The 13,934-nt window shown below is 53.5% G+C and carries 11 protein-coding genes and 1 pseudogene; 9 read left to right on the top strand and 3 right to left on the bottom strand.

The genetic code is table 11. The features are described 5' to 3' along the window. The first annotated feature begins 40 nt into the window (after positions 1–40). A complete protein-coding gene (gene proY / locus OGY08_RS03155; protein ID WP_008783922.1) occupies positions 41–1,414 on the top strand; it encodes a proline-specific permease ProY in 1,374 nt (457 codons plus the stop codon). Positions 1,415–1,552: 138 nt separating this feature from the next. Beyond that, complete coding sequence (gene malZ, locus OGY08_RS03160) at positions 1,553–3,370, top strand: maltodextrin glucosidase (protein ID WP_125362843.1); 1,818 nt, start codon at positions 1,553–1,555, stop codon at positions 3,368–3,370. Here malZ and OGY08_RS03165 read toward each other — a convergent pair. After that, positions 3,364–4,265, bottom strand: a pseudogene (locus OGY08_RS03165) (LysR family transcriptional regulator). The gene malZ and the pseudogene OGY08_RS03165 sit on opposite strands and share 7 nt — an antisense overlap. 273 nt (positions 4,266–4,538) lie before the next feature. Between OGY08_RS03165 and OGY08_RS03170 the strand changes: the two are divergent. The 3 genes from OGY08_RS03170 (at position 4,539) to OGY08_RS03180 (ending at position 7,789) form a co-directional block, all read left to right on the top strand. Beyond that, the gene (locus tag OGY08_RS03170) at positions 4,539–5,180 is read left to right on the top strand and encodes a hydrolase (RefSeq protein ID WP_003021513.1); all 642 of its coding nucleotides are present in this window, start codon (positions 4,539–4,541) and stop codon (positions 5,178–5,180) included. Between the two features lie 173 nt (positions 5,181–5,353). Beyond that, positions 5,354–5,899 carry an antibiotic biosynthesis monooxygenase gene (locus OGY08_RS03175; RefSeq protein WP_125362844.1) on the top strand — a complete coding sequence of 182 codons (546 nt, stop codon included), beginning with the start codon at positions 5,354–5,356 and terminating at the stop codon, positions 5,897–5,899. Between the two features lie 21 nt (positions 5,900–5,920). Continuing rightward, positions 5,921–7,789, top strand: a complete 1,869-nt coding sequence (locus tag OGY08_RS03180) for an amidohydrolase (RefSeq protein WP_125362845.1) — start codon at positions 5,921–5,923, stop codon at positions 7,787–7,789. Positions 7,790–7,856: 67 nt separating this feature from the next. Here OGY08_RS03180 and OGY08_RS03185 read toward each other — a convergent pair whose 3' ends face one another. Both OGY08_RS03185 and acpH read right to left on the bottom strand, forming a co-directional pair. Further along, the gene (locus OGY08_RS03185; RefSeq protein WP_003021524.1) at positions 7,857–8,459 is read right to left on the bottom strand and encodes a peroxiredoxin; all 603 of its coding nucleotides are present in this window, start codon (positions 8,457–8,459) and stop codon (positions 7,857–7,859) included. A 168-nt stretch (positions 8,460–8,627) separates the two neighbouring features. Next, positions 8,628–9,209, bottom strand: coding sequence for an ACP phosphodiesterase (acpH, locus tag OGY08_RS03190; protein WP_003830978.1), 582 nt, complete (start codon positions 9,207–9,209; stop codon positions 8,628–8,630). A gap of 90 nt (positions 9,210–9,299) precedes the next feature. On the opposite strand from acpH, the gene queA reads away from it, so the two are divergent. The 4 genes from queA (at position 9,300) to secD (ending at position 13,930) form a co-directional block, all read left to right on the top strand. Then, positions 9,300–10,364 carry a tRNA preQ1(34) S-adenosylmethionine ribosyltransferase-isomerase QueA gene (gene queA, locus OGY08_RS03195; RefSeq protein ID WP_043015380.1) on the top strand — a complete coding sequence of 355 codons (1,065 nt, stop codon included), beginning with the start codon at positions 9,300–9,302 and terminating at the stop codon, positions 10,362–10,364. A 208-nt stretch (positions 10,365–10,572) separates the two neighbouring features. After that, positions 10,573–11,700 carry a tRNA guanosine(34) transglycosylase Tgt gene (gene tgt / locus OGY08_RS03200; RefSeq protein ID WP_003021535.1) on the top strand — a complete coding sequence of 376 codons (1,128 nt, stop codon included), beginning with the start codon at positions 10,573–10,575 and terminating at the stop codon, positions 11,698–11,700. Between the two features lie 22 nt (positions 11,701–11,722). Beyond that, positions 11,723–12,055 carry a preprotein translocase subunit YajC gene (gene yajC, locus OGY08_RS03205; RefSeq protein ID WP_003021544.1) on the top strand — a complete coding sequence of 111 codons (333 nt, stop codon included), beginning with the start codon at positions 11,723–11,725 and terminating at the stop codon, positions 12,053–12,055. 27 nt (positions 12,056–12,082) lie between these two features. After that, complete coding sequence (gene secD, locus OGY08_RS03210) at positions 12,083–13,930, top strand: protein translocase subunit SecD (protein WP_003021547.1); 1,848 nt, start codon at positions 12,083–12,085, stop codon at positions 13,928–13,930. The last annotated feature ends 4 nt before the right edge of the window (positions 13,931–13,934 follow it).

Consider the following 13,934-nt stretch of genomic DNA (forward strand, 5'->3'; position numbering starts at 1 on the left):
GCCCCGTGGTTTTTTTATTGTGTTAACAGGTTAGGAATCGATGGAAAGTAATAACAAGCTAAAGCGTGGGCTGAGCACCCGGCACATCCGCTTTATGGCATTAGGTTCAGCAATTGGTACCGGGCTGTTTTACGGCTCGGCCGACGCTATCAAAATGGCGGGGCCAAGCGTATTGCTGGCCTATATTATCGGCGGTGTCGCGGCGTACATTATTATGCGTGCGCTGGGCGAAATGTCTGTTCATAACCCGGCAGCCAGCTCCTTCTCGCGCTACGCGCAGGAAAACCTCGGACCGCTGGCAGGCTACATTACCGGCTGGACCTACTGTTTTGAAATCCTGATTGTCGCCATTGCCGACGTGACAGCCTTCGGCATATACATGGGCGTCTGGTTCCCGGCGGTACCGCACTGGATTTGGGTACTCAGCGTGGTGCTGATTATCTGCGCCATCAACCTGATGAGCGTGAAGGTGTTTGGTGAGCTGGAGTTCTGGTTCTCGTTCTTCAAAGTCGCCACCATTATCATCATGATTGTCGCCGGTTTCGGTATCATCATTTGGGGGATTGGCAACGGCGGGCAACCAACCGGTATCCATAACTTATGGAGCAACGGTGGCTTCTTCAGCAACGGCTGGCTCGGCATGGTGATGTCGCTGCAAATGGTGATGTTTGCCTATGGCGGGATTGAGATTATCGGGATTACCGCAGGCGAAGCCAAAGACCCGGAAAAATCTATTCCGCGCGCCATCAACTCCGTACCAATGCGTATCCTGGTATTTTATGTGGGGACGCTGTTCGTCATTATGTCTATCTACCCGTGGAACCAGGTGGGTACCGACGGTAGCCCGTTCGTTATGACGTTCCAGCATATGGGCATTACTTTTGCTGCCGGGATCCTCAACTTTGTGGTTCTGACTGCGTCGCTGTCGGCTATTAACTCTGACGTCTTCGGAGTGGGGCGTATGCTACACGGCATGGCGGAGCAGGGCAGTGCCCCGAAAATGTTCGCCAAGACGTCGCGTCGTGGCGTGCCGTGGGTAACGGTAATGGTGATGACTATCGCGCTGCTGTTTGCGGTGTATCTTAACTACATCATGCCGGAAAACGTCTTCCTGGTGATCGCCTCTTTGGCGACCTTCGCCACGGTATGGGTGTGGATTATGATCCTGTTGTCGCAGATTGCTTTCCGTCGTCGTCTGCCGCCGGATGAGGTCAAAGCGCTGAAATTTAAAGTTCCGGGTGGGGTAACGACGACCGTTGTTGGCCTGATTTTCCTGGTCTTTATCATCGCGCTCATCGGCTATCATCCGGATACCCGCATTTCGCTGTACGTCGGCTTTGCGTGGATTGTCCTGCTGCTGGTCGGATGGGGATTCAAGCGCCGTCGCGAGCGCCAACTGGCTGAAGCACAGTAATATTTTTGCCGGGTAGCTTTGCGTTACCCGGCAATTTTCTCCTCCCCCGAACTCCTCCCCCAATAAACGTTAAGATGATGAGTGATCCTGCACTTCGCTATGGCAAGGTGACGTCATTATCATCAAAGGGGATACGTGATGTTGAACGCCTGGCACCTTCCGGTTGCCCCATTTGTTAAGCAAAACAAAGATCAACTGACGATTACATTATGGTTGGCGGGGGAAAATCCACCCCTGCGGGTGACGCTACGCGCAGAAAACGATAACGAAGAGATTTCGCTGGCTATGCACAAGCAGCGCAGCCAGCCGCAGCCGGGTGTGACCGCGTGGCGAGCGGCGATCGATCTCTCCAGCGGGCAGCCTCGTCGACGCTATAGCTTTAAATTACTTTGGCTCGATCGTCAGCTGTGGTTCACCCCACAGGGATTCAGCCGTTTTCCGCCTGCGCGTCTGGAGCAGTTTGCGGTTGATGTGCCGGATAACGGTCCGCAGTGGGTTGCCGATCAGATTTTCTATCAAATTTTCCCGGACCGTTTTGCCCGCAGCCAGTCGCGTGAAGCGGGCCAGGATAACGTCTATTACCACCACGCCGCCGGACACGACATCGTGCGGCGCGAATGGGACGAACCGCTTACGGCTCAGGCCGGTGGCTCCACGTTTTATGGCGGCGATTTGGACGGCATCAGCGAAAAACTACCGTACCTGAAAACGTTAGGGGTCACGGCGCTGTACCTGAATCCTGTATTTACCGCCCCGAGCGTGCATAAATACGATACCGAAGATTACCGTCATGTTGATCCGCAATTTGGCGGCGACAGGGCGCTACTGCGTCTGCGGCACAACACCCAACGGCAGGGCATGCGTCTGATTCTCGACGGCGTCTTTAACCATAGCGGCGATTCGCACGCCTGGTTTGACCGACATAATCGGGGGACAGACGGGGCGTGCCATAATCCAGAATCCCCCTGGCGCGACTGGTATCATTTCTCAGCCGACGGCGTTGCGCTCGACTGGCTGGGATATTCCAGCTTACCTAAGCTGGACTTTTCCTCGGAAAGCCTGGTGAATGAAATTTATCGTGGTGAAGACAGTATCGTCCGCCACTGGCTGAAAGCGCCGTGGAGTATGGACGGCTGGCGTCTTGATGTGGTGCACATGCTGGGAGAGGCCGGAGGCGCACGTAACAACCTACAACATGTGGCCGGAATTACGCAGGCGGCCAAAGAAACCCAGCCAGAGGCGTATGTGGTGGGTGAGCATTTTGGCGATGCGCGCCAGTGGTTGCAGGCTGATGCAGAAGATGCCGCCATGAACTATCGCGGCTTTACTTTCCCCATCTGGGGATTCCTCGCCAATACCGATATCTCATACGATCCGCAATCCATTGATGCCCAGACCTGTATGGCGTGGATGGATAACTACCGCGCGGGGTTGTCGCATCAGCAACAGCTGCGGATGTTTAATCAGCTCGACAGCCACGATACCGCCCGCTTTAAATCTCTGCTCGGTAAAGACGTCGCACGGTTACCGCTAGCGGTGGTGTGGCTGTTTACCTGGCCTGGCGTGCCCTGTATTTACTACGGTGACGAAGTGGGGCTGGACGGGAACAACGATCCGTTTTGTCGCAAACCGTTCCCGTGGCAGCCTGAAAAACAGGACGCTACTCTGCTGGCGTTGTATCAGCGGCTGGCAAAACTACGCCACCAGAATCAGGCGCTGCGCCACGGTGGTTGCCAGGTGATTTACGCCGAGGATAACGTGGTGGTGTTTGTTCGCGTGCTAAACCGACAGCGCGTACTGGTGGCGATTAACCGTGGCCACGCTTGTGAAGTGGTCCTGCCAGCCTCGCCATTACTGAGCGTGAGTCAATGGCAGCACAAAGAGGGCAACGGCATGCTTGCCGACGATATCCTGACGTTGCCGGCGATTTCCGCCTCGGTATGGATAGGTCATTGATATAAGCGCGCAATCTCCGGGCTTGCCAGCAGCGTTTCCCGCCACCAGCGCTGTGCCAGCCCATCGCGGTTATTGCGCCATGCCATATATGCCACGTCTTTTTGGCGAAATGAGATAACCGTTTTTTCCACCAGCTCGCCCGTGGTAAGCCACGGGCTGGCAATATGGCGGGGGAGAAATCCGCAGCCCATACCGGCTCGTAGTAGCATCACCTTACTGTGGAAGTCATCGACGCGGATTTGCGCCTGTTCCTCCATCAGATTGGTTTGTAACGGATGGCAGAAGCGGGCGCTGTCGCTGATAACAATCGCCCGATGCAGGCATAACTGTTCGTTGGTCAGGCCGTCTGCTGCTGCGGCCAGCGGATGCTCAGGCGCAACGACAAACACATTGTCCAACGTGCCGAGCATTTTATAGGACCAGGCTGCAGACGTTGGCGGTTCATTAATTGCCCCCAGAATAATATCGGCTCCATTATGGGCAGCTCCTCCCAGGAGCCCGCCAGCGTATGGTGGGTAAAACTGAGGCGAGTTTGCTTATTCAGCGCATGAAATTCATCAATAATGGGCAACAGCGCGGAGAAAGGGAAGGAGTCGTCCAGCGCAATTGCCAGCTCTTTTTCCCAGCCTGAACTCAGCTGTACCGCCTGCTTTTCGAGATCTTTTGCCGCATTCAGCAGCAAACGCCCTTTTTCCAGCATCATCTGTCCGGTATCGGTAAATTTTGCCCGGTGCCCGGAACGGTCAAGCAGCTCGATATTCAAATCGCTTTCCAGCTTCTGAATCATATAGCTGAGTGCGGCAGGGGTTTTAAACAGCGACTCGGCTGCTGCGGCAAATGAACCCTGTTTGTCGAGAGCGTCGAGAATAAGCAAAACATCCAGATTAATGCGCATAAGCAGAAAATATCCTGAAAATTAAACCCTTCTGTTGTACCGAATGAAGAAAAACAATGCCAGTGAATAAATTAGATGAGTCATGCGCATTTTTTTGATGTTGTTTAGGATATATCGCAACACAAAATTAATAGTTTCACAGGATGGTAAGTTTTCTTTAATAACTCGTTAGAAATTTCCCGCTATACTCAACAAGCTTTCTGATTCAGGATCCTGCTGCTGACGGCAGATACAGACCGTTGCCTTTTAACTTATTGATTAAGAAGGTGTGCTATGTCTATTCGGGAACTGATTGACCCTCAAAATTCTACGCTTATTTTTATTGATCATCAGCCGCAAATGTCATTCGGTGTGGCAAATATTGATCGCCAGACTTTAAAAAATAATACCGTTGCATTAGCGAAAGCCGGGAAAATATTCAATGTTCCGGTGATTTATACTTCTGTAGAAACCAAAAGTTTTAGCGGATATATCTGGCCGGAATTGTTAGCGGTTCATCCTGATGTCAAACCCATTGAACGCACCTCAATGAACTCCTGGGAAGATGCGGCGTTTGTGAAAGCAGTGGAAGCGACCGGGCGTAAAAAACTGATTATCTCCGCGCTGTGGACCGAAGTATGCCTGACTTTTCCGGCGCTGATGGCACTGGAGGCAGGCTATGAAGTTTATGTGGTAACGGATACCTCCGGCGGCACGTCCGTAGATGCTCATGAGCGTTCTATCGACCGCATGGTACAGGCAGGTGCCGTACCCGTAACCTGGCAACAGGTTCTTCTCGAGTACCAGCGCGACTGGTCCCGCAAAGAAACCTACGACGCCGTAATGGATCTGGTACGCGAGCACAGCGGCGCCTACGGTATGGGCGTGGATTATGCCTATACCATGGTGCATGGCGCGCCGGAACGTAAAGCTTAAATACATGTCATCCTTCATGTTGCATCTTTGTTGGCTTCGCTTGCGTACCCCGGTCACTTACTTATGTAAGCTCCCGGGGATCCACAACCTTGCCGCCTCGATGCACCATGAATGATTTTGTGTATTGCTTTCCTGGCCTAAGCGGCCTGTTTCCTGTCAACAAGGAACCCTTCATGGCGCAGAACAAACATGTGACGTTGGTAATTACTCACACTCTGCTACCTGAGCAGGCGCAGCGGTATGAGCAGTGGCTGGGGAAAATCATGCCTGTAGCGGCTGAATTTCCCGGTCATCTCGGGGCGAACGTGATTCGCCCGGCAGATGGCAACAACCTGTGGAACATCATTATCCGCTTCGACACGCTTGATCATCTGTATAGCTGGACCCAGTCCGATACGCGCCGCGTGTTGGTCGAAGAGATTGCTCCACTGCTGGCTGAAGGTGACAAAACTGAAATTCGCACCGAAGCAGCATTCTGGTTTACGCCGCCCGCGCCCCATGTACGCCAGCCCAAACGCTGGAAACAGTTTCTGATAACCCTGCTGGTGATATTTCCCAGTACCAATCTGGTGCCGTGGTTGACCGGCATTGTGTTGCCTGCAATGAAGGGCTCGTTACTCCTGCATCTCATCAATGATGCCTTTGTGGTTGCGCTAGTGGTCTGGTTCTGGATGCCCATCGTAACCCGTCTGTTTGCCGGATGGCTGAAAAAAGCCTGACCGGTATCTCAGGAGATTGTTATGTCTCAAACTGCCACACTGATTCTGACTCACGGAAAAATTCATACTCTCGACAGGCAAAGTCCGCAGGTCGAGGCGGTGGCGATCGCCAACGGAAAGATCCTGGCGACCGGTAGCCACGAACGGGTAATGAGCTTTGCCGCCGAAGGGACGCAGGTTGTCGATCTGCAAGGATATACGGTGATCCCGGGCCTGAACGATTCGCACCTGCACCTTATTCGTGGTGGACTGAATTACAATCTGGAATTGCGTTGGGAAGGCGTGCCGTCACTGGCGGACGCGCTACGCATGCTCAAAGACCAGGCTGACAGAACGCCGTCGCCACAATGGGTACGCGTGGTGGGCGGCTGGAGTGAATTCCAGTTTGCCGAACGTCGCATGCCAACCCTCGAAGAACTGAATGAAGCCGCTCCGGATACTCCGGTTTTTGTTCTGCATCTCTACGACCGGGCTTTGCTCAACCGCGCCGCGCTGAAAGCGGTTGGCTATACCAAAGCGACGCCGGATCCGGCGGGCGGTGAGATTGTGCGTGATAGCAACGGCAACCCGACCGGAATGCTGATCGCTAAACCGAACGCCATGATCCTTTATTCGACGCTGGCAAAAGGACCAAAACTGCCGCTGGAAATGCAGGTTAACTCGACCCGTCAGTTTATGCGTGAACTGAACCGTCTGGGACTGACCAGCGCCATCGATGCGGGCGGCGGCTTCCAGAACTACCCGGAAGATTACGAGATCATTGAGCAGTTACACGCTAACAAACAGATGACGGTACGTATTGCCTACAATCTGTTTACCCAGCGTCCGAAGCAGGAACTGGAAGACTTTGAACGCTGGACCGATATGCTCAAGCCAGGGCAGGGAACCGACTTCTATCGTGCCAACGGGGCGGGGGAAATGCTGGTCTTTTCTGCAGCGGATTTTGAAGACTTCCTTCAGCCACGTCCGGATCTGCCGGAGGGGATGGAAGATGAGCTGGAGCGCGTGGTTCGTCACCTGGTGGAGCATCGCTGGCCGTTCCGCCTGCACGCCACCTACGATGAATCTATCAGCCGAATGTTGGACGTATTTGAGAAAGTTAATCGTGATATCCCGTTCAATGGCCTGCACTGGTTCTTCGATCACGCCGAAACAATTACTGAACGGAACATTGAGCGTGTAAAAGCACTGGGCGGCGGGATTGCGGTCCAGCACCGTATGGCGTTCCAGGGAGAGTATTTTGTCGATCGCTACGGCAAAGACGCGGTTAAACATACGCCGCCGGTGGCGAAAATGCTGGCGGCTGACGTTCCGGTCGGGCTGGGGACTGACGCCACCCGCGTGGCCAGCTACAACCCGTGGACCGCGCTCTACTGGCTGGTTTCGGGCCGTACCGTTGGCGGGATGGCAATGTACGATGATAACAACCGTCTGCCGCGTGATGTTGCCCTGGAACTGTGGACGGCCGGTAGCGCCTGGTTTTCCAGTGAGCAGGGTAAGAAAGGGCGCATCGAGAAAGATCAACTGGCCGACCTGGTGGTGCTGTCTAAAGATTACTTCAGCGTGCCGGAAGAAGAGATCAAAGGTATTGAGTCGGTGATGACCGTTGTTGATGGCAAAGTGGTTTACGCCGCCGGGCATTTCACCCCGCTGGCACCACCTGCTATTCCGATTGTGCCGGACTGGTCGCCAGTGGTGAAGGTGCCGGGGCACTATCGCTCAGCGCCACCTGCTGCGGCGAAAATTGGCGCAATGGTGCAGATGCACCAGTGCTGCGGTAGCTGCGGTGTACACGGTCACCAGCATGATATTGCGCGGAAATCGGGGATTCCGGTGTCAGATGACCGGGCTTTCTGGGGCGCGCTTGGCTGTTCCTGCTTCGCGTTTTAATCGCTTATCGGATCTGCTAACAATAAAAAAGGCCCGCATTTGCGGGCCTTTTGTTGATTCATGCCAATTACAGGCTGGAAACGTTCTCGGTCAGGTATTTTGCCACGCCGTCCGGAGACGCGTTCATACCTTCTTTACCTTTTTCCCACTGTGCCGGGCAAACGTCGCCGTGCTCTTCGTGGAACTGCAGCGCGTCAACCATGCGCAGCATTTCGTCGATGTTACGACCCAGCGGCAGATCGTTAACCACCTGGTGGCGAACAACGCCGTTAGCGTCGATCAGGAAAGAACCGCGCAGCGCAACGCCCGCTTCCGGGTGCTCGATGCCGTAGGCTTTCTGGATTTCGCGTTTGATGTCAGCAACCATTGCGTATTTCACTGCACCGATGCCGCCTTTGTCGACAGGGGTGTTACGCCATGCGTTGTGGACAAATTCAGAGTCGAAGGAAACGCCAACAACTTCAACGCCGCGCTTCTGGAATTCTTCGTAACGTTTGTCGAATGCGATCAGTTCAGACGGGCAAACGAAGGTGAAGTCCATCGGCCAGAAGAACAGAACGGTGGTTTTACCGTTGGTATGCTGTTTGAAGTTGAAGTTTTCAACGATCTCACCGCTACCCAGTACCGCAGCTGCTGTGAAATCCGGAGCCTGACGAGTTACCAGTACCATATAATTCTCCTGCAAAGTTAAGGGGTTTTTGGAACGCAACGCGGGCCAGTATAGAGAGTGTTCGGGAATAAGACAAAGAGGCGCTGGCAATCAATGAGACAGGTTTTGTCTATCAATCTTTTGCCGGACGGCGGCTACTGCTTATCCGGCGGGGAATGCGGGCTGCGATCAAAGGGTTTTACACCGCGCCTGTTCCATCATTTGCGGATAAAACTGCCAGAATCGTTCTTCTAACGCATCGTAATGCGTATCGAGGTCATACCATGAGTCGCGTAGGGCATCGAGCCGTGGACGGCGGCTGGCCATGCCGTTCAGGACGTTCTGGATAAAATCCATGTCCCGGTAGCGCTCAAGCCATTTCTCTGACCATATATAGTTGTTCAGATTGATAAAGCGCGGAGGCGATTCCGGCAAAATAGTGGTTACCTGGGTACGGGCATAGCGCACAAAGTCCGTCAGCGGGAAGTCAGGGGAGATTTCCGACCAATGGCGCGACAGAAAATGATCCCACATAACGTCCAGCGTAATCGGCGCGACGCGGCGCGTTTCGCTACGAAACCACTCTTTGGCTTCACGCACCTGCGGTAAGTTATCGGTCATCACGTCGATACGACGATGCATGAAGATGCCTGCTACCACATCAGGCGAGTAGTGTGTTTCCGGATTACCCCGGACAAAATCGGCCAGCAGATTGCCGGAAAGCGAGCTATCGGCAAGGTGAGCGAGATGCAAATGTGCAAGAAAATTCATAGTTAAACGTTTATCCAGAGGGGTAAAGGTTGCAGGGAGAACGCCCCGGCACTAGACTACCCGCCTCTTATTTTAGTCTGAGTCAGTGTCATGCGCGTTACCGATTTCACCTTTGAACTACCCGAATCCCTGATTGCCCACTATCCGCAAGCTGAGCGCAGTAGCTGCCGCTTGCTGTCTTTGGACGGGCCGACGGGCGCGCTGACGCACGGTACTTTCACCGATTTGCTCGACAAGCTCAACCCTGGAGACTTGCTGGTCTTTAACAACACCCGCGTCATTCCTGCGCGTCTGTTTGGTCGTAAAGCCAGCGGCGGCAAGATTGAAGTGCTGGTCGAGCGTATGCTGGATGACAAACGTATTCTGGCGCATATTCGTGCCTCGAAAGCGCCGAAACCGGGGGCCGAGCTGCTGCTGGGCGACGACGAAAGTATTAACGCGACGATGGTCGCCCGCCATGACGCGCTGTTTGAAGTTGAGTTTAACGACGAACGCAGCGTGCTGGATATCCTCAACGCCATCGGCCATATGCCGTTGCCGCCGTATATCGACCGTCCGGATGAAGACGCCGACCGCGAGCTGTACCAGACCGTGTACAGCGAAAAACCGGGTGCCGTCGCTGCGCCGACCGCGGGTCTGCATTTTGACGATCCGCTGCTGGCTAAACTGCGCGATAAAGGCATTGAAATGGCGTTCGTCACCCTGCACGTTGGCGCGGGTACTTTCCAGCCGGTACGCGTAGACACCATCGAAGACCACATTATGCATTCCGAATATGCGGAAGTGCCGCAGGATGTAGTGGACGCGGTGCTGGCAGCGAAAGCGCGCGGTAATCGCGTGATTGCGGTAGGTACCACCTCCGTGCGTTCGCTGGAAAGTGCGGCGCAGGCGGCCAAAAACGATCTCATCGAGCCGTTCTTCGGCGATACACAAATCTTTATTTATCCAGGCTATAAATATCAGGTTATTGATGCTCTGGTCACCAACTTTCACCTGCCGGAATCGACGCTGATTATGCTGGTTTCCGCATTTGCTGGTTATAAAAACACCATGCACGCCTATCATGAAGCGGTAAAAGCGGAATATCGCTTTTTTAGTTACGGGGATGCCATGTTTATCACGTACAATCCGCAGGCTATTTCTGAGCGACCGTGAGAAGGCTATCTCACTTGCCATTTTGATGTCGGGCAGTGCTCGCCATCCTCACGTACTGCGTGTACGCTCCGGTGGCTGTGCGCTGGTCGCCCCCAAACTGGCTGCGCCGATTGCGCCTTCGCCAGTGGGTTAATATATTTTTACTCCGTGGAGTGATTCCGTGGGGAAAGTTTAATCATCAGACTGTCTCTCTGATGCAGGAGAAAAAATGAAATTTGAACTGGATACCACAGACGGTCGCGCTCGCCGTGGCCGCCTGGTTTTTGATCGTGGCGTAGTAGAAACGCCTGCTTTTATGCCGGTCGGTACTTACGGCACAGTAAAAGGCATGACGCCGGAAGAAGTTGAAGCGACCGGCGCACAGATTATCCTCGGCAACACTTTCCACCTGTGGCTGCGCCCGGGTCAAGAAATCATGAAACTGCACGGCGATCTGCACGATTTCATGCAGTGGAAAGGGCCGATCCTCACCGACTCCGGCGGCTTCCAGGTGTTCAGCCTGGGCGATATCCGTAAGATAACCGAGCAGGGCGTGCATTTCCGTAACCCGATCAACGGCGATCCGATTTTCCTCGATCCCGAGAAGTCGATGGAGATTCAATACGATCTCGGTTCCGATATCGTGATGATCTTCGATGAATGTACACCGTATCCGGCCGACTGGGACTATGCTAAACGCTCAATGGAGATGTCTTTGCGTTGGGCGAAGCGCAGCCGTGACCGTTTTGATAGCCTCGGCAACAAAAATGCGCTTTTTGGCATCATTCAGGGCAGTGTTTACGAAGATTTACGTGATATCTCCGTCAAAGGTCTGGTAGATATCGGCTTTGATGGCTACGCTGTCGGCGGTTTGGCTGTCGGTGAGCCGAAGGAAGATATGCACCGCATTCTGGAACATGTTTGCCCGCAGATTCCGGCAGATAAACCGCGTTACCTGATGGGCGTCGGCAAACCAGAAGATCTGGTTGAAGGCGTGCGTCGCGGTATCGATATGTTTGACTGCGTGATGCCAACGCGAAATGCCCGTAATGGTCATTTGTTTGTGACTGACGGCGTGGTAAAAATTCGTAACGCGAAACATAAAAGCGACACCAGTCCGCTCGATGCTGAGTGTGATTGTTACACCTGTCGCAATTATTCGCGCGCTTACTTGCATCATCTCGACCGTTGCAACGAAATATTGGGCGCGCGACTCAACACGATTCATAACCTTCGCTACTACCAACGTTTGATGGCGGGTTTACGCAAGGCTATTGAAGAGGGTAAATTAGAGAGCTTCGTGACCGATTTTTACCAACGTCAGGGTAGACCAGTTCCACCTGTGAACGTTGATTAATTTTAATAATGAGGGAATTTGAATGAGCTTTTTTATTTCTGATGCGGTAGCGGCAACAGGTGCTCCGGCCCAGGGCAGCCCGATGTCTCTGATTCTAATGCTGGTGGTGTTTGGTCTGATTTTCTATTTCATGATCCTGCGCCCACAGCAAAAGCGTACCAAAGAACACAAGAACCTGATGAACTCCATTGCGAAAGGCGATGAAGTACTGACTAACGGTGGTCTGGTGGGTCGCGTGACTAAAGTAGCAGAATCTGGCTACATCGCTATCGCGCTGAACGACACCACTGAAGTGGTTATCAAACGTGATTTCGTAGCTGCCGTTCTGCCGAAAGGCACCATGAAGGCGCTGTAATTTATTGTTTTCCCAAAGGGAACTGCCGTGTTAAACCGTTATCCTTTGTGGAAGTATGTCATGCTGATCGTCGTTATTGTCGTCGGTCTGCTCTATGCGCTTCCCAACCTGTATGGTGAGGATCCGGCTGTTCAAATCACTGGCGTGCGCGGTGCCGCCGCCAGTGAGCAAACGCTGATCCAGGTCCAGAAAACGTTACAAGAAGATAAAATCACACCTAAGTCTGTGGCTCTGGAAGAGGGTGCTATTCTCGCGCGCTTCGACTCCACTGATACCCAACTGCGCGCACGTGAAGTATTAATGGGCGTACTGGGCGATCAGTACGTCGTGGCGCTTAACCTTGCTCCGGCAACCCCGCGCTGGCTGGCTGCCATTCACGCAGAACCGATGAAACTCGGTCTTGACCTGCGTGGCGGCGTTCACTTCCTGATGGAAGTGGATATGGACACCGCGCTGAGTAAGTTGCAGGAACAAAATATCGATAGCCTGCGCAGCGATCTGCGTGAAAAAGGCATTCCTTATACTACCGTTCGCAAAGAAGATAACTACGGTCTGAGCATCACTTTCCGTGATAGCAGCGCCCGTGATGAAGCTATCTCTTACCTGAGCAAACGTCACCAGGATCTGGTTATTTCCAGCCAGGGCAGCAATGCTCTGCGTGCGGTAATGACCGATGCGCGCCTGAGCGAAGCCCGTGAATACGCGGTACAGCAGAACATCAACATTCTGCGTAATCGTGTTAACCAACTGGGTGTTGCTGAGCCGGTGGTACAACGTCAGGGTGCTGACCGCATTGTGGTCGAACTGCCGGGTATTCAGGATACCGCGCGTGCGAAAGAAATTCTGGGCGCAACCGCGACGCTGGAATTCCGTCTGGTAAATACCAACGTTGACCAGTCTGCTGCGGCATCCGGGCGTGTACCGGGTGACTCGGAAGTGAAACAATCTCGTGAAGGTCAGCCGGTTGTGCTGTACAAGCGCGTGATCCTGACCGGTGACCATATCACCGACTCCACTTCCAGCCAGGACGAATACAATCAGCCGCAGGTTAACATCTCGCTGGATAGCGCAGGTGGTAACATCATGTCCAACTTCACCAAGGACAACATCGGTAAGCCGATGGCGACCCTGTTCGTGGAGTACAAAGACAGCGGTAAGAAAGATGCCAACGGTCGTGCAGTACTGGTGAAGCAGGAAGAGGTGATTAATATCGCCAATATCCAGTCTCGACTGGGTAACAGCTTCCGTATCACCGGTATCAACAACCCGAACGAAGCACGCCAGCTTTCCCTGCTGTTACGTGCCGGTGCGTTGATTGCGCCGATTCAGATTGTTGAAGAACGTACCATCGGCCCAACCCTGGGTATGCAGAACATTAAACAGGGTCTGGAAGCATGTCTGGCCGGTCTGGTGGTGTCTATCCTGTTCATGATCTTCTTCTATAAGAAGTTCGGTCTGATTGCGACCAGTGCGCTGATTGCTAACCTGGTGCTGATTGTCGGTATTATGTCGTTGCTGCCGGGTGCTACGCTGAGTATGCCGGGGATTGCGGGGATCGTCTTAACCCTTGCCGTCGCGGTCGATGCGAACGTACTGATCAACGAACGTATCAAAGAAGAGTTGAGTAACGGGCGTTCGGTGCAGCAGGCCATCAATGAAGGTTATGCGGGCGCATTTAGCTCCATCTTTGATGCGAACATTACGACGCTGATCAAGGTCATCATCCTGTACGCAGTTGGCACCGGGGCAATTAAAGGGTTCGCGATTACTACCGGTATTGGTGTGGCGACGTCGATGTTTACCGCGATTGTCGGTACACGTGCCATCGTAAACCTGTTGTATGGCGGCAAGCGCGTCAAAAAGCTGTCAATCTGAGGAG

It is taken from the genome of Citrobacter sp. Cpo069 (genome assembly GCF_030332785.1).
GTDB lineage: Bacteria > Pseudomonadota > Gammaproteobacteria > Enterobacterales > Enterobacteriaceae > Citrobacter > Citrobacter portucalensis.

What these genes read in the sequence shown, in the direction of transcription:
- OGY08_RS03185 (WP_003021524.1), bottom strand. Translation starts at nt 8,459, where the DNA reads ATGGTACTGGTAACTCGTCAGGCTCCGGATTTCACAGCAGCTGCGGTA.
- malZ (WP_125362843.1), top strand. Translation starts at nt 1,553, where the DNA reads ATGTTGAACGCCTGGCACCTTCCGGTTGCCCCATTTGTTAAGCAAAAC.
- OGY08_RS03175 (WP_125362844.1), top strand. Translation starts at nt 5,354, where the DNA reads ATGGCGCAGAACAAACATGTGACGTTGGTAATTACTCACACTCTGCTA.
- queA (WP_043015380.1), top strand. Translation starts at nt 9,300, where the DNA reads ATGCGCGTTACCGATTTCACCTTTGAACTACCCGAATCCCTGATTGCC.
- proY (WP_008783922.1), top strand. Translation starts at nt 41, where the DNA reads ATGGAAAGTAATAACAAGCTAAAGCGTGGGCTGAGCACCCGGCACATC.
- OGY08_RS03180 (WP_125362845.1), top strand. Translation starts at nt 5,921, where the DNA reads ATGTCTCAAACTGCCACACTGATTCTGACTCACGGAAAAATTCATACT.
- OGY08_RS03170 (WP_003021513.1), top strand. Translation starts at nt 4,539, where the DNA reads ATGTCTATTCGGGAACTGATTGACCCTCAAAATTCTACGCTTATTTTT.
- acpH (WP_003830978.1), bottom strand. Translation starts at nt 9,209, where the DNA reads ATGAATTTTCTTGCACATTTGCATCTCGCTCACCTTGCCGATAGCTCG.
- tgt (WP_003021535.1), top strand. Translation starts at nt 10,573, where the DNA reads ATGAAATTTGAACTGGATACCACAGACGGTCGCGCTCGCCGTGGCCGC.
- yajC (WP_003021544.1), top strand. Translation starts at nt 11,723, where the DNA reads ATGAGCTTTTTTATTTCTGATGCGGTAGCGGCAACAGGTGCTCCGGCC.